This window comes from Acinetobacter sp. UBA801, assembly GCA_002296655.1.
Taxonomy (GTDB): Bacteria; Pseudomonadota; Gammaproteobacteria; order Pseudomonadales; family Moraxellaceae; genus Acinetobacter.
Genome location: DBIN01000006.1, coordinates 1 through 18,273, shown reverse-complemented (window position 1 = coordinate 18,273; position 18,273 = coordinate 1). Strand labels below are relative to the sequence as shown.

Here is an 18,273-nt window from a genome sequence, read left to right as displayed (position 1 = left end):
GCACCTCATGTTTGAATTCGCCCTAGGTTGGTTTTTATTATGTATACAAGTTTGTATACATTTAAATTTAGCCCGATTTATGCAGATCGGGCTTTTTTATGCCTCAACTCTATGAATGATTTATATTTCTTTTTAAGTCAAAATTAGATCATCAATCATTTGTAAAGTTAGTAATGAAAGTGCTTTCTCTTGCGCCATGTATGGCACAGGATGATGAATGATCCGCAAGAGGATGAGGCTGCTGGATGAGGGCTTAAAATAATTTATGAAAGAAGTCTATTACAGAGGAAGCACAGTTATTTCGTTTGTTTTAATAAATTGCATCAAAAAAAATCTTAAGTAAATATGAATTGCGTGGACACTTAAAGTCTTGATTTGATCCTAGCCAAAATAATGGACAGCATGTCCCTCTAAAGATAACGTAACTTTAATCTTTGGAGATTCAAGAAATGGCTATCTTGCGCAGCAATGCTGCTCAAGTCCCGAATTTAAACAGCAAGCGATTGATTATGCACTTTCAAACTCACACGAAGCTATAGCTGCAATCGCCCAGAAATTAGGTGTGGGTTATTCAACTTTAGACAAATGGATTCGTGAAGCCAATCCAGTGGGTTCAAGCAAACGTCAACTTTCACCAGAACAACAGCGGATCGTGGAATTAGAGAAAGAAGTTAAACAGCTCAAGGAAGCCAATGACATCTTAAAAAAAGCGCATGTGTACTTTCTAACAGATCATGCCAAGAAAAGTACACGGTAATTCAAGATCTAGATATGAATGAAGTCACCGTATCTTCTGCCTGTAAATACCTAGGTGTCAGCACTTCAGGCTATTATGCCTGGCGAAAACGTCAAGCCAATACGGCACAGAAATATAATGACTTAAAAGCCGTATATTGGCAGCATCATGCACGATTGGGTGCACCTTCATTAGTACATGACATGCATGATTTAGGTTACAACATGAGCGAACGTACTATTGGAAGGATGCTAAAAAAGCTTGGTTTACGTAGCAGGATTGCACGTAAATACAAGCATACGACTGATTCAAACCATCGTTTGCCTACAGTACCCAACTTGTTGGATCGCCAATTTACAGTTACTCAGCCTAATAAAGGCTGGACAACAGACATTACCTATATCCGCACTAAAGAAGGTTGGTTGTATTTATGTGTGATGCTAGATTTATTTAGCCGTCGTATCGTGGGGTGGCAAACCAGCCATCGAATAGACCGCCAGTTGGTGTGTGATACGTTTAACTATGCAATGGCTCGTCAGGGTTATCCAACTGGTGTTATGGTTCATTCCCTTGCGAAGCAGTGCTTCTCAGGTTCACAGTACTGTAGTCGTGATTTTAGAGCGCTGTTACTGACAAATGATTGTACTTAGAGTATGTCTAGACGTGGAAACTGTTGGGATAATGCAGTGACTGAAAGCTTCTTTCATACATTAAAAGGTCATGTGGTACATGGCAGTGTGTTTTCGACTCGAAAAGAAGCGAATGCTGTCTTGTTTGACTATATTGAAATTTATTACAATCGGGTCAGAAGACATTCTACAAACGGCTGGTTAAGTCCAGAAGCCTTTGAACAGAAATATTTTAAGAATTTAGAGGGATTTGTTGTCCACGATACTGTCTAGGATCAATTTATCGTATTTAGAAACTGAATTTTATCTACGCATTAGCCGTAGTTTTTATTACAATGTTTTTATGAAAGTAATGAAAAATTAGACCTTTAGATACAGTCTAAAAAGGATAGTTATGTTTATAAAAACAACGGCGCCAACGCATAGTTTAATTTTACAGTTGTTGCCCATCATGCATCAGGCGTGTGAAATTTTAAATCAGGAATTTCAAGATTATTGTTCAGGTGCTACTTTTGATGTCGAAAAGAAAATTGATGAATCTCCTGTTACGCAAGCTGATTATCGGGTCAATTATTATTTAATGCAGGCTTTGGCAGAAATCTCCAATTTGCCTGTATTGTCAGAAGAAGGTGAACAAGATCAGCGCCTGCAATGGCAGAAGTTTTGGTTGCTGGATCCTTTAGATGGCACGAAAGAGTTTTTACATCAACGACCAGAATTTACCATTAATTTAAGTTTAATTTGTGGAGCGTTAACAACTTTTGCCGTGCTTGCAGTACCCGGTGAGCATACTATTTATTTTTGCCCTGAACAGGGTATGCCATTGAAATATCAAATTTTAAATCAGCAGTGGTATCTCTATCAGCCAGCACCAACAGTAACATCTTCAATTCTAAAAATTGGTTTAAGCCACAGCAGTCAAAAAAAGTCACACTATGCAGACTATTTAAAATGCTTGGCGCAGTTGACCAATTTTGAAGAAGTAAAAGCAGGGAGTGCTTATAAATTCTGCATGATTTTGGAAGATCGTGTCGATGTCTATCCGCGTTTTCATCCGACCTCTGAGTGGGACACCAGTGCAGGACAATGCTTGTTGGAACGAATAGGTGGCGGATTGGTCGATTTGCAGGGGCGGGCATTTGTATACAATCAGCGCGACACATTGCTAAATGGTGGTTTTATCGCCTATAAAAATACACAGATGAAAATGATTGCCTTACAAGCACTTGGACTTATGGCCAAGTCAGATTGAGCAAAGTGCTGAACATGGTATAGTGTCAAGGAACCAAGTTAAAATTTTGGCTAGATCATGGCATTAGAACTACTCCCTGCAAGTATGCTTAAAGCAATTGATTTATTGCCTGATGCTCAGACGCCTGTGACTTTGTTTACCCGTCATTCTATTCGTGAAATTGTCGTGGGTCAGGGTTTGGCTGGCTATAATTTGCAGTTGACCGAGCAAGGCCGTGATTTAGCCGAAGCATGGGGAGGCTACTTGGTTGGAAATACAGATCGAGTGATTCAACACTGTATTTCAAGTCCTATTCAGCGTTGTGTCGATACGGCTGCTTTAATGATTCGTGGAGCAGATGGTATAACCATTGAACCCAATACTCATCACATTGAAATTATAGAACAAGGATTATTGGTTGAACCTGGAAGCTTTGTACTTGATATCAAGCAGGCAGGTCCATACTTTCAGAAGCAGGGTGCTTTAGGCTTTATCAATAGTTTTGTGAACAATGCCTTGCCAGGCATGAAACATCCGATTCATGGTGTAGTGGATGTTCTTGAGTTGATTTATAACACCCATCCAACCAACCAATACGGACTCAGTTTAGCTGTGAGTCACGATACGATTCTTGCCGCAATTATTGCGGTAATTTCTGGACGCAATGAAGTCACGCAAGCCGATTGGCCAGACATGATGGAAGGTTTATTTGTTTGGTTTGAAGGCGATGAGTTTTTAGAATCTAAGTTAAAATGGATTTGGCGCGGTCAGATTCACACTTTAGATATTTCGCAATTTCGTCAGAAAGTTTAAATAGAGCGTTGAAGGCATAAAGCCCATCAAGCCGAGAAGCTATTATTGACACTGAATATTTCGCAACATAGCGATAGTATTCAACCTGCGGTAAAATTGCTCGTACTCATGGCAAAGAAGCTTTAAGAAAGTTGAAATGCCTAATTTTCAGAAACAGTTGGAAGCGCAAGCGAAATAGCAGGCACAAAAAAAGCCCTAAAGGGCTTCTTTTGTTTAACACTTAGTTAGAAGCTAAAGCTTTAACTTGAGCGTTTAAACGGCTCTTATGACGAGCTGCTTTGTTCTTATGGATGATGCCTTTATCAGCCATACGGTCAATCACTGGAACAGCTTTTTTGTAAGCTTCAGTAGCAACCGCATAATCGCCTGCAGCAATAGCAGCGATTGTGCGTTTTAAATAAGTACGAACCATAGAACGTAAGCTTGCGTTGTGTTTACGTGCTTTAACGTTTTGACGAGCACGTTTTCTAGCTTGAGCAGAGTTTGCCACTCGTGCACTCCTTGAAATAGATTGGTCTGGGCGGGCTGCAATTACTTCCGAAAACCAACATCAGAAGAATTATCACCAGCCCGTAAACAAGTGCCATATTTTGATGAAACTAGACAGTTAAGTCAAGTCTTGACATGCTTTGACAACATTTTAGCTGCAGAAAAATCGGAAAGAAACAGGTAGATTAGCTTTAAGCCTCAGAGATTGTTTAAAAAATGACAAATTTTATTCAAAATGCAATTGTAATTGGTGCGAATGGTTTAGTTGGGCAGCAATTGGTTAAACAGCTGAATCAGCTGTCCGAATGTAAAAACATCACCGTGATTTTGCGCCGACCTTGCCCTGAATTGAATCGCTTAGAAAAAGTCCAGACGTTACTACTCGAAGACTTTTTATTGCTCAATGATGAAGATGTAAGCGGTTATAGCCATGCATTCAGTTGTTTAGGTACGACCTTAAAAAAAGCAGGCTCAAAGCAAGCATTTTATGCCGTGGACTATACTATCAATGCACATTTTGCCGAATTATTACAGGCAAAGGGTACGCATTATCTCTTGATCAGTGCATTAGGTGCCGATGCTAACTCAAAATTGTTTTATAACCGTGTCAAAGGTGAATTAGAGCAATATATTGAAAGCTTAGACATAGAAAAAGTATCAATCTTGCGGCCATCTTTATTATTGGGGGAACGTCATGAACAACGGCGTTTAGAAGATTTAGCTCAAAAGCTATATCTTAAAATATCACGATTTATTCCGGATAATTTTACGTATAAGCCAGTAAGTGCAAGGCAAGTGGCTCATACTATGGTCGAGGCTGCGCAATCGCAAATTCATAAATTCCAAATTTATGATAATTTACAAATACAAAAAACTAAGTAAAAGGGGAACGACGTGTCTACAGTACCATTTGTAACTTGTGACTTATTAGATGACCATCCAGAACATGACCTTCAAGTAGTGATTCCATCTCTGGATGGTAAATTTTTTAAAAGTTACGGTGCACGTAAAACTTTTGGCGGTCAAATTGTGACGGTAAAATGTTTTGAAGATAACTCGCGTGTGAAAGAGTTATTGGCAACCAATGGCAAGGGCAAAGTTTTGGTGGTAGATGGTGGTGCATCTATGCGCTGTGCCTTAATGGGCGACTTGATTGCTGAATCTGCAGTCAAAAATCACTGGAATGGCGTGATTATTTACGGTTGTGTGCGCGATGTCGATGCAATAGCAGTACTTGATTTAGGCGTACATGCTTTAGCTTCAATTCCACAAAAAAGTAACCGTAAAGGCGTGGGTGAAGTGGATGTGAGTTTGCATTTCGGACAAGTCACTTTTAATTCGGGCGATTATGTCTATGCCGACAACAACGGTATTATTGTGGCAAAGGAAAAGCTGGTCGATTTATAAGGGCTTTAATGGCACAGTCATTAAATTACTGAGCACATCAAAAGGAAAACAAAATGGTGCATCATCAAATTAAAGTCATTCAGGCAATGGCATCTATGCTTACCGAAGGTGGACGTGGAGTGAATGGGACAGCATTTCCCCTGCAACCCGAAAAAGCTTTAAAGTTATATGAATTTGAAGGTTCACCATTTTGCCGTCGTGTGCGTGAAGTCATGACCTTGTTAAATTTGGATTATGAAGTTTATCCATGTCCCAAAGGTGGTACTAAATATCGACCTTTGGTGAAACAACTAGGGGGTAAAACGCAGTTTCCATTTTTTATTGATGAAAATACCGGTGATAGACTCTATGAATCACAGCAGATCATTCATCATTTATTCAAACATTATGGCAAAACAGGAAAAACGCCAAAAAAATATGCGCATTTTCCTAAAATTCCTTATGTTGCACTTGCGGGCACGTTATTGAATGGTGCGCAGGGGGTGTGGATGAATCAGAAAATTGTAGAGCGCGCTGCACCTGAACAATTGATTGAGCTGTGGGGGTTTGAAGGTAGTCCTTATACACGTGTGGTACGTGGTGTATTGACTGAACTGGAATTACCATTCAAATTTCATAATGTAGCCAAAGAGCGTTGGCAAGATCTGGGCTTGGCAAAATTACGTTTAAAACCAGGGAAATATGTGCCATTAGCAGGTGGTAAGCGTGAACAGGTATTAAAACTCATGGGTGATAATATCCAAGTCCCATTTTTAGTCGATCCCAATACCCAGACTCAGCTTTTTGAATCGACTAAGATTGTGAAGTATTTACAACAAACTTATGGTAATTAAGCATTAAGCAATTTTTTGATTGTGATAAAAGCATCTTCATGATGCATTTTTGCTTTCACCCATACCCACATTTTTTCAATAGGATTAAGGTCGGGACTATAAGGTGGTAACCAAAGTATTTGATGCCCATGTTTGGTTGAAAATAAAGCGACTACCGAGCCATGCAAGCATTTTTGTAACACATGGCTCAGCAATAAATTCGCAATTATGGCTCGTCAATTTCTACAGGATTTAGACTTTGGACAGAACTTACTTTAAAAGGTGCTCCAATTTGCTTTAAATCTGAACCTGATGGGGCTTGATACACTTTTAAGCCGAACTCAGGAATAATTGCCAGCAAATGATCAAAAATATCGGATTGAATACTTTCATATTCTTTCCATGCAGTGGTTTTGGTAAAAGCATAAATCTCTAGCGGTAACCCTTCACTGCTTGGTTGTAGTTGGCGAATAATCAATGATTGAGATTGATTAATACCCGGATGTTGTTTCAAATAAAATTCAACATAAGCCCGGAAAGTCCCTAAATTTGTCAGACGGCGCTGGTTGTATTGTGATTGATTTGCTAACTGCTGATTAAACTGCTCAATTTCTTCATTTTTACTATGTAAATATTGATCCAATAATAAAAACTCTCTGAGTTTGCTTTGTTCATGTTCAGTCATAAAATGCACAGAATTTTGATCAATTAAAATGGCACGTTTAATACGTCGGGCACCTGCTTCCTGCATGCCACGCCAGTTTTTAAAGGTATCAGTAATAAGTTTATTGGTTGGAATGGTAGTTAGGGTTTTATCCCAGTTTTGTACGGTCACGGTATGTAATGACATATCAATGACATCGCCATCGGCATTTAAAGAAGGCATTTCAATCCAGTCACCAATTCGCACCATGTCATAGGAAGAAATTTGTACCGAAGCCACCAAAGATAAAATGGTGTTTTGGAAAACCAACATCAAGACGGCAGCCATCGCACCAAAACCTGCAAGTAAGGTAAACACATCTTTTTTCAGGAAAGTACCTAAAATCATGAGGGCACAGACCACATAAATAATGAGTTTAACTAACTGCAAATAACCCTTAATTGGCTTGTTGCGTGATTTTGGATTACGTTGATAGAACAGGTTAAAAATATTTAAAAATTCAGAAATTGCCAGAGCAATGGTGAGGAATATAAAGGCTTGTGCAGCCATTTGCACAATGCTTTCTACTTTATCTGATAAGTGCGGGACGGTGGTAATGCCATTCATGATCACCACAGCAGGGACAATATTGGCAATACGACGGATCACGTTATGCTGTGAAATAATTTCACTATTGGCAAAGTGCATTTTAGAAATGAGTTTACGAATACCACGTACCACAATTTGTTTGGCGATAAAGTTGGCTAAAATCGCCAGTAGAATCACAATACTGAGTGAGGTCAGCATTTCTAACCAAGGGTATTGGTTAAACCATTCCTGAATATTTCGAATAAAATTAAATTCTTGCAAAAGATCCTCGCTTTAAGGTTGCTGTTTTTCGTCTGCATGGCATTGTAAATCTTAGCCTGCAATTCACCTTAATTCTTCATTGATATATGAAATTGCTAGATAGTGTATCGACTAAAGTTTATATTTTAAGTCTGAGTAACTTTTTGCTACATTTTAATCATTTGTTTTTACTGAAAGTTTTTAGTTAATGTACTGTCTTGTCCTGAAATAGATTGACAGTATTCCACTTCAAACCGAGTTAAGCAATTAGCTCGGTTTTAGTTTGTTCATACTTCTGATTCGGGGTGTTCATATTTAAACTTAAATGCGGTCTATAACAATTGTAAATCATGATAGATTCCGCAATTAAGTGATCTAACTCCTTCATGGTTTGACATCGCGTGGTTAAAAACTCCTGCTTTAATATTCCATTAATTCGCTCTGCTAATGCATTTTGATATGAGAAACACTGTTTCGCAAGGTATCCATCTGTCATGGAAGGACATATCCCATAATGGCGCCATGCCGATTGATATAGCTCAGAGCAATATTGAGCACCTCTATCTGAATGATGAATCATCCTAGTCGCTCGATCTGTCGCATGCTGCATCGCCATATGTAGAGCCTGCACAACATTCTCCGTACGCATATCATTCGATAACTTATAACCTTTAATCTGTCGGGTATAAGCATCTGTCACCAAGGATAAATAATGTACGCCTTCAGCACTCTCAACATAGGTAATATCACTAACAAAGACTTCATTAGCTTGCACTGCTGAATAATCCTTTAATAAATTTGGATGCTTCTTCATCCAATGCTTGCTATCCGTAGTTTTTGTATAGCGACGCTTAGGGCGAATCAATAAGTTATTTTCTTTCAATATTTTAAATAACTGATCCCGTCCACACTTTAAACCACGTTGCAACAATTTGCCTTTAATAAGCCAATACAGCTTACGTGTTCCGATACTTGGCATGAGACAGCGATATTCCATAACCAACTCAAGTATTTGTTCAGTTGCTAGTGCAGTCATTTGAGCACGTTTTTCTGCTTGATAATAAGCTTGTCGGGTGATTCCCAACCACTGACAATAATGTGAAACGCTTAGTCTTCTTTGGCTTTGCCAATCTTTGAAACGTGCTCGGTATACTTTTTTCCAAGATCAGTCCCACATTCTTTATCAATGTGATAAATCACATCCTGAATAAATTTAGTTTTAAGCTTTTCTGCGGCTAACTGCTTTTCTAATTGGCGGATTCGTTGTTGGGGTGTCAATTGGCGTTTAGAAGAAGTCGGCATATTCGAAGTCCAGTCCTGTTGTCCGTGCTTGCGTAACCATACCAGCACAGTTGATCTTCCTTGAATACCATATTTTGCCTGAGCTTGCTTATAAGTAATTTGCCCTTTTTCTACTTCATGTACCACCATCATTTTAAAGGCAAAGCTATAGTCACGTTGTGTACGTTTAACTCGTTGTTCTCGTTTATGTTCCATAAAATAAGTCTCTTAAGGTGTAAACTTATTTCAGGACGGGACATACAGCTATGTTAAAAAAGCCAGTACAGATACTGGCTTTGAATAGATACATAGTATAAGTATTTACATCAATACTATCGTGATCTACCACATTAAATCATCTGGAATCACATAGGCTGCGTATGGATCTTCTTCATCTGTTGTTGCTTCATTTTTCTCGGCATTATTGACAATAATAAAGCCTTCCATTTTGAGATTTATACGTTCAGCCAAAGCTTTCGGTAGGAAGGCATAGCTGTCATTTTCTTTGGCAATCACCAAACTACCTGCCACGAGCGCATTGTAAATTTGTTGATTGATATACACTTTTTTAATTTTACCATCTAAAAATTGATAAACAACTTCACCATCGGTATCACGAATTTTATACTGATGAATCATTTGCATAATTGCAGCTTTCAATTCTTTTTCCTGTAAAGCGGCTTTCTTTTCTTGTTCAATGGCTTGGTCTTTGGCCAGTTTTTCTTGCTGTGCCTGTGCAATTTTGGCTTTTACTTCAGCATCTTTACTTTCACCGGTACGCTGTTCGTGTACGGCTTGTTTAGACAGTTTTTTTGCTTTTTTATTATCGACTAAACCCGCTTTGAGCAATTGAGCCTGTAGTGCATTTTTAACCATGATAATTTCCAAAACTTAATGTTGAAGGTGTCGATAGCGAAAATAAATAATCCAGTACACTAAACTCAAGCTTAGGCTGAGTCCAGCAGGTAACAGAAAAGAATTCAGTTTAAATGTAGGATAAATGGATGCAGCGAGCAATCCACCTACAAAGAAACCTATTAAAATCAGTAAGTGTAAAACAATACGCCTTTTTTCGACTTGTAAGCCTCTGACTCGATAACCCAGAGCTAAGCCTAAATCGGTCAATACCCCAGATAAATGTGTGGTGCGGATGATAGTGCCTTTATAGTAGCTGATCATGGCATTTTGTATGCCCATGGCAACTGATGCCCAAAGCAGGGCATAACGTGGGAAATAAGGTAATAACACCCAGCAAATTAAAATAAAAAATGCCACCAAACTCATGGGTAAGCCATAACGACGCCCTAAGCGAAAATTACTATTTCCTAAAATGACGCCGCTATAAAATGAACCTATGACATAGCACAAAATCACTAGCAACAAGAAAATCATCGCTTCTGGTTTCCAGTCGATTAGCGCCATCGCCAAGATACTGACGTTGCCTGTCATGTGCGAAACAGACTGATGTAATACGGTCACCAATCCGAGTACATTAATAATTCCAGCATTGACAGCTAGAAAAAAAGCACCAAATTGCACCCAAAGTGGTAAAGTTTGAAAAGGCATAATGGATGATTGCGTAAGTTTCCTAACGCATTGTATCTTAACTCAAACCGCGGCCAACCGCAGTAGTAAATAGTACATCGGTAGATGAGTTGAGCGCAGTTTCGGTTGAATCTTGTAACACGCTAATGACCATACCAACCGCAACCACTTGCATGGCGATATCTGAAGAAATACCAAATAAGCCACACGCTACAGGAATGAGCAGTAAGGAGCCGCCAGCAACACCCGAAGCACCACAGGCAGACACCGTTGCAACTACAGATAAAATCAGCATGGTGCTAAAATCGACAGAAATTCCTAGGGTGTTTACTGCAGCTAAGGTCAAAACGGTGATGGTGACCGATGCGCCTGCCATGTTAACTGTTGCGCCTAAAGGGATTGCAACACTCGCCGTTGATTCCTGTACACCTAAGCGCTTGGCTAAGTCTAAGTTGACAGGAATATTGGCTGCAGAACTACGTGTAAAGAATGCGGTAATGCCACTTTCGCGTAAGCATTGAAAAACTAAAGGATAAGGATTGCTACGAGTCACAAATCCCACCATGATTGGGTTGATGACTAAGGCAACAAAGAACATTGTACCTAACAAGACTGCCAATAATTGTGCGTAACTAGCTAAGGTTTTCAAGCCCGCATCGGCAAATGTCACTGCAACCAGGCCAAAAATACCGAAAGGTGCAAAGTTAATCACCAAGCGAATGACGCGATTGACTGCATTGGCAGCATCATTCAGCAGTGCTTTGGTGGTATCTGTAGCATGACGGAATGCAATCCCTAAAGTCACAGCCCAAGCCAAAATACCAATAAAGTTGGCTTCGGCAATCGCAACTACAGGGTTGGCGACAAAACTAAGTAAAAGGTTTTTAAAAATTTCAGAAAGACTGCCTGGTGGGGTTAATTCTGCTTGTGTTGCAACATCTAAAAACAATGTGCTTGGGAAAAGGGTACTTGCAATAACTGCACTGAGTGCAGCTAAGAACATACCAATCGCATACATCAGCATAATTGGTTTGATATAAGCATTGCTGCTTCCAATTTTAAAATTAGCAATTGACGCCATTACCAAAAGAAACACTAAAATTGGGGCAACAGACTTTAGGGCTTTAATAAATAAATCACCCAAAAGGCTTAAATAAGGCGCAGATTCTGGAAATAAAATTGCAACACCCACGCCGAGTACAATTGCAATCATAATTCGCGAGACCAAGCTCAAACGCAAAAAAGCTGAAAACATACGAAAACAAGGTAAAAGAAAAGCGGGTATTTTATACTGAAATCCTCATGTGCTTAAAAATAATTTTGATATAAAAGATAAGTCTATATTTTTAAAAGTTATATTTATTAAACTACTTAAATTTCAGCAAGATAAAAGTACTCTTTGATCAATAAAAAGGATGTGTATTGATCACCCAGTTTGAAAGATAAAATTAAAGACCCATTTCTTGCTCTTTAAGTCAGTTCAGGCGCAAGTTCTTGCATGGCTGAATAATGTGACAAATAAACTTTTCCATTTAAATGCTGTAAAAGTTTTGAATGTTGTAATTTGTCCATTACTGGGCCTTTGATTTCTGAAAAATGCAGACAGATATTCAATTTTTTGAGTTCAAGATTTAAATCTTCAAGCATTTCGAGTGCGCTTAAATCAATACTGCTAATACTCGAACAATTCACCACAACATGCTTTAACTGAGAGTTTTGACTGACTTGATTAATTAAAAAGCCTTTTAAAGTATTAGCATTTAAAAAGGTTAGATTTTCGTCAATTCGTATAGAAAGCACATGTGGCGCGGTACGTACTTGATGACGTTCAATATTACGAAAATGCTGTGTGCCTTCAAGTAAACCAATTTCCGCTATATGTGGTCGGCTAATACGCCACAACATTAGAATAAATGTGGACACTATACCAATAATTAAACCTGTCGAAATATCAATCAACACAACACCAAAGAACGTCACCCACATGGCTAGACCATCGGCTTTAGAATAACGCCAAGTTTCTTTAAAAGACTGGAACTCAACCAGTTTCCAAATTGAAACAATGATGGTTGCAGCCAAAACAGCCAGCGGTAAGTCTTGGAAAAATCCCGTGAAGTATAAACTGACAATAACAATCACAATGGAGGTAAATACACCTGCCATTGGTGTTTTTGCACCTGCATCGGCATTGACGACGGTACGTGACAAACTGCCTGTGACGGGAAAAGAAGAGCTGACACCTGCACCAAAATTGGCTAAACCGAGTGCAATGAGTTCCTGATTGCTATTTAAGTGACTGCGTTTTTGTAAGGCGGTGGCTTGGGCAATAGACAATGACTCTACAAAACTGATCATCGCAATCATGGCTGCGCCGGGAAGAAGCTGCAGAACGAGTTGTGTATTCCATTCAGGGAGTTGAATAGGCGGGAATCCTGCAGGTATTTCTCCCACAGTTTTAATGCCGACCTGTTGTAAATGCAGCGAATAAACCAAAGCAATTGAACCGATCACCAATACCAATGGCAAAGCTTTTAAGATAAAGCCACTGCCTCGAACATGTTCACGAATGGCATTACTGTTGATGAATTTAGGTGCATAAATTAGAAACAAAATGGCAGCAATACCCAAGAGCACGCTATAAACATGTGTTTGTCCCACATATTGCCAAAAGCTGGATAAGAACTCAGGTAAGTTATTGGCTTTAAGGGGGATATCTAAAACAAATTTGAGCTGTCCAATTGCAATCATTAATGCAGAGGCAATAATGAAGCTTTTAATAACAGGATGGCTAATGAGTTGAATTAAAAAACCAAAGCGTAAAATTCCCAACAGTAGGGAAATGATACCGACCAGCACAGCAAGTAAACAGGCTGCTTGAATATAAGCCGCTGAGCCGACTTCAAATAATGGATTGAGCGTAGCAAAGGTCATCATGGAAATAATGGCGACGGGGCCAATCGACAAGGTAGGGCTGCCGCCAACCAAGGCGTACATGATCATAGGGATCACGCTGGCATATAAACCCATGACAGGAGGCAAACCTGCAAGCATGGCATAAGCCATCCCTTGAGGTACCAACATGGCAATGACGATAAATGCAGACAGCAGGTCAGATTTCAATGTTTCTGTATTATATTTTCGAAGCCATTGCCAAGCAGGCAGTACACGGGCCAAACGTGAATTGAAATCTGACATACTGAAATCTAAATCATAAATTTAGATATATTATGAACAAAAATTGCTAAGAAGTCTTTGAGATAGCAGGCGAGTATTAAAATTTTATGGTTACGCCTGATAGACAGGCATCATTATTTAGTCCTGTTGGCAATAAAGTACGTATAGGGTATTAAGTACCTGCACCATTTTGTCATCTTTAATTGAATAAAAAATTTGCTTGCCATCACGACGGGTATTCACTACATCACTTTTACGCAGCATCATTAATTGTTGCGATAACGTAGGCTGATGAATTTGGGTTTTTTCTTCAATTTGCGATACGTTTAATTCTTGCTGAGATAAATGACAAAGAATTAAAAGGCGGTCAGTATTCGCCATAGTTTTTAAAATTCCAACAACGGTATCCGCAGATTCACGCATTGATGTGATTTCAAGCCCATCGTTCATTGTTTTATTCTCTTAATTTACAGCTAACCAATATATATTAGGTAAGAGTGGAAGATAAATTATGTAACATAAATCATTATTTATATATGAGAATAAGTATCATTTAATAAAATGATATCAGCCCATCATAAATAAAGGGCTGATATTCTAATCAAAAAATTGATAAAAAAGTGGCTGAGTTACAATAAAACCTATTTTTTCACCTGTTCAAAATTTTTTAATTCTTTCTCACTAAATTCACTCGATGCAGCTAACAATTCGTGAATTGCTGGGTTGTACCAAGCAAAGCATTCTGACATTTTGGCACTAAAAGTATCATCTAGGCTTATATGTGTAGCATTGTGTTGTAACAAGGCTTGTTGATCTAAAGTGCTAATAAAACTTTTTAGTGTGGCACTATCAAAATAATACGCAGACTTAAATTGTGCAGAATCTGCAGCGCGTTGTAATACGATTTTGGTCATTTTTTCTAAAACTTTAAGATTTAAAGGAATGTGTGCGCTATAACGCAGCAAAAGTTCTTGAATCAATACGAAATTATTTAAACTTGGTTTCGCCAGTTCCGCTAAGGCATAGAGTTCATGCGGTGTAGCTAGGTTCGGCAGTAATTGGCGATTTGTTTCTGTCATCCAATTTTGTTGGATAAGGTACGCCACAATTTTTTCTATTTCTTGAGCAAGGTCTTGCGGCGCCCATGCCAAGAAAAACTCTTGTTTCAAATATGGATAAATCGCCTGCATTTTTTGCATTAAATCTGCACGTGATAATGCCAAGTTTTGTTCATTAAACTGCTGCACAATTAATGCGACACACGCAGGCAAAATAAAGCAGTGCAAAATATTATTGCTAAAATAGCTCAATAAGATTTTTTGGCTTTCAGCGACTCGAATGCCTTCTACGCCATCTTGGTTATAACGCTGCACTTGTTTAAGTTTCAGCGCATATTCAATAATTTCTTGTGGATTTAACCCCGTAATAATCATACGCGGGTCGTAACATAATTGTTTGAGCAAATGTCGATATTGTTCAATTCGAGTGAGTAGCTCATCTTGAGTCAAGGCATGCTGATCGGCATTTAATAAAATCAGAGAAATAAGCGCAATTGGATTAATCACTACGGCTTTATTGATATTTTCCAAAATCGCATGCGCGGTATGATCTACCGTATGAATTACAGAGGTCGGTAGTTCGTCGTTTATATTTAGTTTGACATCGCGTGCTTGGTTGGCTATTAAAACATCATCTAAAAATACAGGTTCACCAAAGTTGACATAGACCTGACCAAAGACTTTTTCAATTTTACGGGCAGAGTTTAAAATGCCCCATAATGATTCGGCTTCTTTTGGTTTGCCGTTCAATTCATTTAAATAAGATGTACCTTCAATCAGTTTTTCATAACCAAAATACGTTGGAATAAATGCAATAGGTTTGGTTGCTCCGCGTAAATGACTTTGAATAGTCATCGACAACATGCCTTTTTTCGGTGGTAACAATAAACCTGTGCGTGAGCGTCCACCTTCAATAAAGTATTCAAGTGGGGTATTGCGTGACAATAAACTGTGTAGATATTCTTTAAATACTGAGGTGTATAGTTCATTGCCGCTAAAAGTACGGCGAATAAAATATGCACCTGCACCGCGCATGAGTTGACCCACAATCGGTAAATTTAAATTAATACCTGCTGCAATATGCGGCACCATCAAACCACGATTAAAAATTACATAAGACAGTAATAAATAGTCGATGTGGCTGCGATGACAAGGGGTATAGACAATTTCATAATCTTTGGCGAGTTCGCGTACTGTGTCAAAGTGATGCACTTCAATGCCATCATAGAGCTGTGTCCAAAGCTTGGTCAGTGCCAATTCAGCAAAACGCAAAGTCGAATAAGAAAAGTCCGATACAATTTCAGTTAAATAGCTTTTAGCGCGTTTTTCTGCCTCAAACATACTCACTTTTTTTTCAATACTTTCTTTGCGAATAGCTTGTTGTACCGCTTCACTTTTCATCAAAGCATGAATTACATTACGGCGGTCAGATAAGTCTGGTCCTAAAATTGCTTCTTTGTATTGATTAAAATTGTGTTCTAGATATTGCTCAATAAAGTGTGCAGGCGATAAGTGTGGCTGTTGTTGTGTAGCTTGTGTAATAAGCTGACGTAAAGAAATTGCTTTATGAAACTCGATATAGTTATCACGTGAATAAAGTGAAATATTAATGGTTTGTTTAAGCTTGTTTGGGGTAGACCACGCATCGGCAAATAATGCTTTAAACCAAGAGTCTTCGTATTCGGGTGAGCGTCCCCAAAGTACAGTCACGGGAACGAACAGCACATCATGTTCAGGATGTTGCTCTAAGATTTCAATTAAACGAATCAATTTGGCAGAGTAGTGATAAGCACTGTGCTGTGGGTTTTTCTCATGTAAGACCAAAATGGAATCATCTTCCTGATGCTCGGCAATGTTCAAAGGCGCATATACGGAAGGTAAACCCCGAGATTGCGCCTGCTGATCAATCAAGACGGTATTGCTGAGAGAGGCATCTTGCAGCACATAACAAAATTGTGTTTTTTCAGAGCTTTGTGCAATACGATGTTCTAATTCTGCAGTCGAGCCTAATACTTGTGGCGTCACAATCTTATTCAAGATTTTTTTAGTGAAATTACGATAAAGCTGACTGTGACGTTTATTGGACATTGCATTCCCTACATTTTGTTATGTGTTGCTATTGTCAAAAAATAAATAGCGAATTTCAAACCCAAGTGCCGAGAAAATCGACAATTAAACTAAGGTCATCATCTCTTTATTCTAATTCGCATTTTGTTGAAAGCTAATCATATTTTTGTATAAAACAATTTTAGTGAAACATCGGCAAAAAACTTATAAAAAAGTATGATAATTTAAATTTTGTTTATTATAGATATAACTTAGGGAATAATCATGACCACAGATGCAGCTTTTCCAACACCAGCAAACTTAGGGATTGCCGTATATAGCAATAATGCAGAAGCGATTGGTAACACGCCATTGGTACGTATTAACCGTTTAATTTCTAGCGGTGCAACGGTTTTAGCCAAGGTGGAAAGCCGTAACCCTGCATTTTCTGTGAAATGCCGTATTGGAGCAGCTTTAATTGCCGATGCAGAAAAACGTGGCGTGCTAAAAGAGGGTATGCATATTGTAGAACCGACCAGCGGTAATACAGGAATCGCTTTGGCATTTGTAGCTGCAGCAAAAGGTTATGAGATTACACTAACTATGCCTGCAAGCATGAGTATTGAGCGCCGTAAGGTTTTGAAAGCTTTGGGTGCAAATTTGGTGCTGACTGAGCCTGCAAAAGGCATGAAAGGCGCGGTGGATGAAGCAGAGCGTTTGGCAACTGAACATCCAGAAACTTATTTTTTGCCACAGCAATTTAACAACCCTGCCAATCCGCAAATTCATGAAGAAACTACGGGTCCAGAAATTTGGGCAGCAACAGGTGGGAAGGTTGATATTCTTGTTGCAGGTGTAGGTACAGGCGGTACGATTTCTGGTATTTCTCGTTATTTTAAAAAGGTAAAAGGTCAGGCATTGCATAGTGTTGCAGTTGAGCCTGCAGAATCTCCAATTATTGGTCAAACCAAGCGTGGCGAAGCCATTACACCTGCACCACATAAAATTCAGGGGATTGGCGCCAACTTTATTCCAAAAAACCTAGATTTAGATTTGGTGGATGAAGTGATTAGCATTGAAAGTGCTGAAGCAATTGATTGGGCACGCAAAACAGCAACTCAAGAAGGTATTTTAGTCGGCATTTCAAGTGGTGCAGCAATGGCTGCAGCTGCAAAATTGGCGGCACGTCCTGAAAATGCAGGTAAAAATATTGTAGTGATTTTACCTGATAGTGGTGAGCGTTATTTATCTTCAGTTTTGTTTGAAGATATTAGTGCAGAATGATGTGTCTTCAGATTGCTAGAATCCTATAAAAAAATCCCAAAGTTTTAACTTTGGGATTTTTTATTTGGAGAATAAATTTATAAGGTGGATAAAGAGACATTCTGCAAAGCAACCTTCTTTGTACTTAGACTCTAATTTTTAACAGGATCAGCAATGAATCGGTAATCCCCCCTAAAAATAATAGGATCTAAAAGTAGAATTTTCTCTTAAGATACGAGCAGGAGATTCTGCATGAAAACATCTAAATTTACTGACAGTCAGATCATGTCCATCTTG

16 protein-coding genes and 1 pseudogene are annotated in these 18,273 nt (G+C 38.8%); 7 read left to right on the top strand and 10 right to left on the bottom strand.

Features of this window, described 5'->3' with window-relative positions; genetic code table 11:
• Positions 1-430 precede the first annotated feature (430 nt).
• The 3 genes and pseudogenes from B2W49_RS00610 to B2W49_RS00600 all read left to right on the top strand — a co-directional run bounded on the left by B2W49_RS00610 (position 431) and on the right by B2W49_RS00600 (position 3,409).
• Positions 431-1,638: pseudogene (locus B2W49_RS00610) on the top strand (IS3 family transposase).
• A 121-nt stretch (positions 1,639-1,759) separates the two neighbouring features.
• Positions 1,760-2,617: a 3'(2'),5'-bisphosphate nucleotidase CysQ family protein gene (locus tag B2W49_RS00605; RefSeq protein ID WP_291333544.1), complete on the top strand. Its 858-nt coding sequence runs from the start codon at positions 1,760-1,762 to the stop codon at positions 2,615-2,617.
• Between the two features lie 57 nt (positions 2,618-2,674).
• Positions 2,675-3,409 carry a histidine phosphatase family protein gene (locus B2W49_RS00600; RefSeq protein ID WP_236162947.1) on the top strand — a complete coding sequence of 245 codons (735 nt, stop codon included), beginning with the start codon at positions 2,675-2,677 and terminating at the stop codon, positions 3,407-3,409.
• A gap of 220 nt (positions 3,410-3,629) precedes the next feature.
• On the opposite strand, the gene rpsT is transcribed toward B2W49_RS00600, so the two are convergent.
• Positions 3,630-3,899 (bottom strand): 30S ribosomal protein S20, encoded by a 270-nt coding sequence (rpsT, locus tag B2W49_RS00595; RefSeq protein ID WP_004976669.1) that lies wholly within the window; start codon positions 3,897-3,899, stop codon positions 3,630-3,632.
• 215 nt (positions 3,900-4,114) lie between these two features.
• On the opposite strand from rpsT, the gene B2W49_RS00590 reads away from it, so the two are divergent.
• From B2W49_RS00590 to B2W49_RS00580, 3 genes are read left to right on the top strand one after another with little or no spacing between them, the layout of a single operon-like run.
• Positions 4,115-4,780: a nucleoside-diphosphate sugar epimerase gene (locus B2W49_RS00590; RefSeq protein ID WP_291333527.1), complete on the top strand. Its 666-nt coding sequence runs from the start codon at positions 4,115-4,117 to the stop codon at positions 4,778-4,780.
• Between the two features lie 12 nt (positions 4,781-4,792).
• Positions 4,793-5,305: a ribonuclease E activity regulator RraA gene (gene rraA, locus B2W49_RS00585; protein WP_291333526.1), complete on the top strand. Its 513-nt coding sequence runs from the start codon at positions 4,793-4,795 to the stop codon at positions 5,303-5,305.
• A 53-nt stretch (positions 5,306-5,358) separates the two neighbouring features.
• On the top strand, positions 5,359-6,138 hold the full coding sequence (locus B2W49_RS00580) for a glutathione S-transferase N-terminal domain-containing protein (protein WP_291333524.1): 780 nt from the start codon (positions 5,359-5,361) through the stop codon (positions 6,136-6,138).
• Here the strand turns inward: B2W49_RS00580 and B2W49_RS00575 are convergent.
• The 9 genes from B2W49_RS00575 to plsB all read right to left on the bottom strand — a co-directional run bounded on the left by B2W49_RS00575 (position 6,135) and on the right by plsB (position 16,755).
• Entirely contained in the window at positions 6,135-6,320 is a 186-nt protein-coding gene (locus B2W49_RS00575; RefSeq protein WP_291333522.1) for a transposase, read from the bottom strand. The genes B2W49_RS00580 and B2W49_RS00575 overlap by 4 nt on opposite strands.
• 23 nt (positions 6,321-6,343) lie before the next feature.
• Positions 6,344-7,630 carry a mechanosensitive ion channel family protein gene (locus B2W49_RS00570; protein ID WP_291333520.1) on the bottom strand — a complete coding sequence of 429 codons (1,287 nt, stop codon included), beginning with the start codon at positions 7,628-7,630 and terminating at the stop codon, positions 6,344-6,346.
• Between the two features lie 238 nt (positions 7,631-7,868).
• Positions 7,869-9,106, bottom strand: a protein-coding gene (locus B2W49_RS00565; protein WP_291333518.1) for an IS3 family transposase whose coding sequence is annotated in 2 segments (ribosomal slippage) — positions 7,869-8,770 and positions 8,770-9,106 — 1,239 coding nt in all. Because the reading frame shifts where the segments join, the coding sequence is not laid out codon by codon here.
• A 126-nt stretch (positions 9,107-9,232) separates the two neighbouring features.
• Positions 9,233-9,766: a DUF2058 domain-containing protein gene (locus tag B2W49_RS00560; protein ID WP_291333516.1), complete on the bottom strand. Its 534-nt coding sequence runs from the start codon at positions 9,764-9,766 to the stop codon at positions 9,233-9,235.
• A 15-nt stretch (positions 9,767-9,781) separates the two neighbouring features.
• Positions 9,782-10,456 (bottom strand): YoaK family protein, encoded by a 675-nt coding sequence (locus tag B2W49_RS00555; protein ID WP_291333514.1) that lies wholly within the window; start codon positions 10,454-10,456, stop codon positions 9,782-9,784.
• Between the two features lie 37 nt (positions 10,457-10,493).
• Positions 10,494-11,690 (bottom strand): serine/threonine transporter SstT, encoded by a 1,197-nt coding sequence (gene sstT, locus B2W49_RS00550; RefSeq protein ID WP_291333511.1) that lies wholly within the window; start codon positions 11,688-11,690, stop codon positions 10,494-10,496.
• A 215-nt stretch (positions 11,691-11,905) separates the two neighbouring features.
• A complete protein-coding gene (locus B2W49_RS00545) occupies positions 11,906-13,630 on the bottom strand; it encodes a SulP family inorganic anion transporter (RefSeq protein WP_291333509.1) in 1,725 nt (574 codons plus the stop codon).
• Between the two features lie 117 nt (positions 13,631-13,747).
• Positions 13,748-14,059, bottom strand: coding sequence for an ArsR/SmtB family transcription factor (locus tag B2W49_RS00540; RefSeq protein WP_291333507.1), 312 nt, complete (start codon positions 14,057-14,059; stop codon positions 13,748-13,750).
• Positions 14,060-14,250: 191 nt separating this feature from the next.
• Entirely contained in the window at positions 14,251-16,755 is a 2,505-nt protein-coding gene (plsB, locus tag B2W49_RS00535; RefSeq protein ID WP_291333505.1) for a glycerol-3-phosphate 1-O-acyltransferase PlsB, read from the bottom strand.
• 243 nt (positions 16,756-16,998) lie between these two features.
• Between plsB and cysK the strand changes: the two genes are divergently transcribed.
• Positions 16,999-17,997, top strand: a complete 999-nt coding sequence (gene cysK / locus B2W49_RS00530; RefSeq protein ID WP_291333503.1) for a cysteine synthase A — start codon at positions 16,999-17,001, stop codon at positions 17,995-17,997.
• Positions 17,998-18,273: the final 276 nt, after the last annotated feature.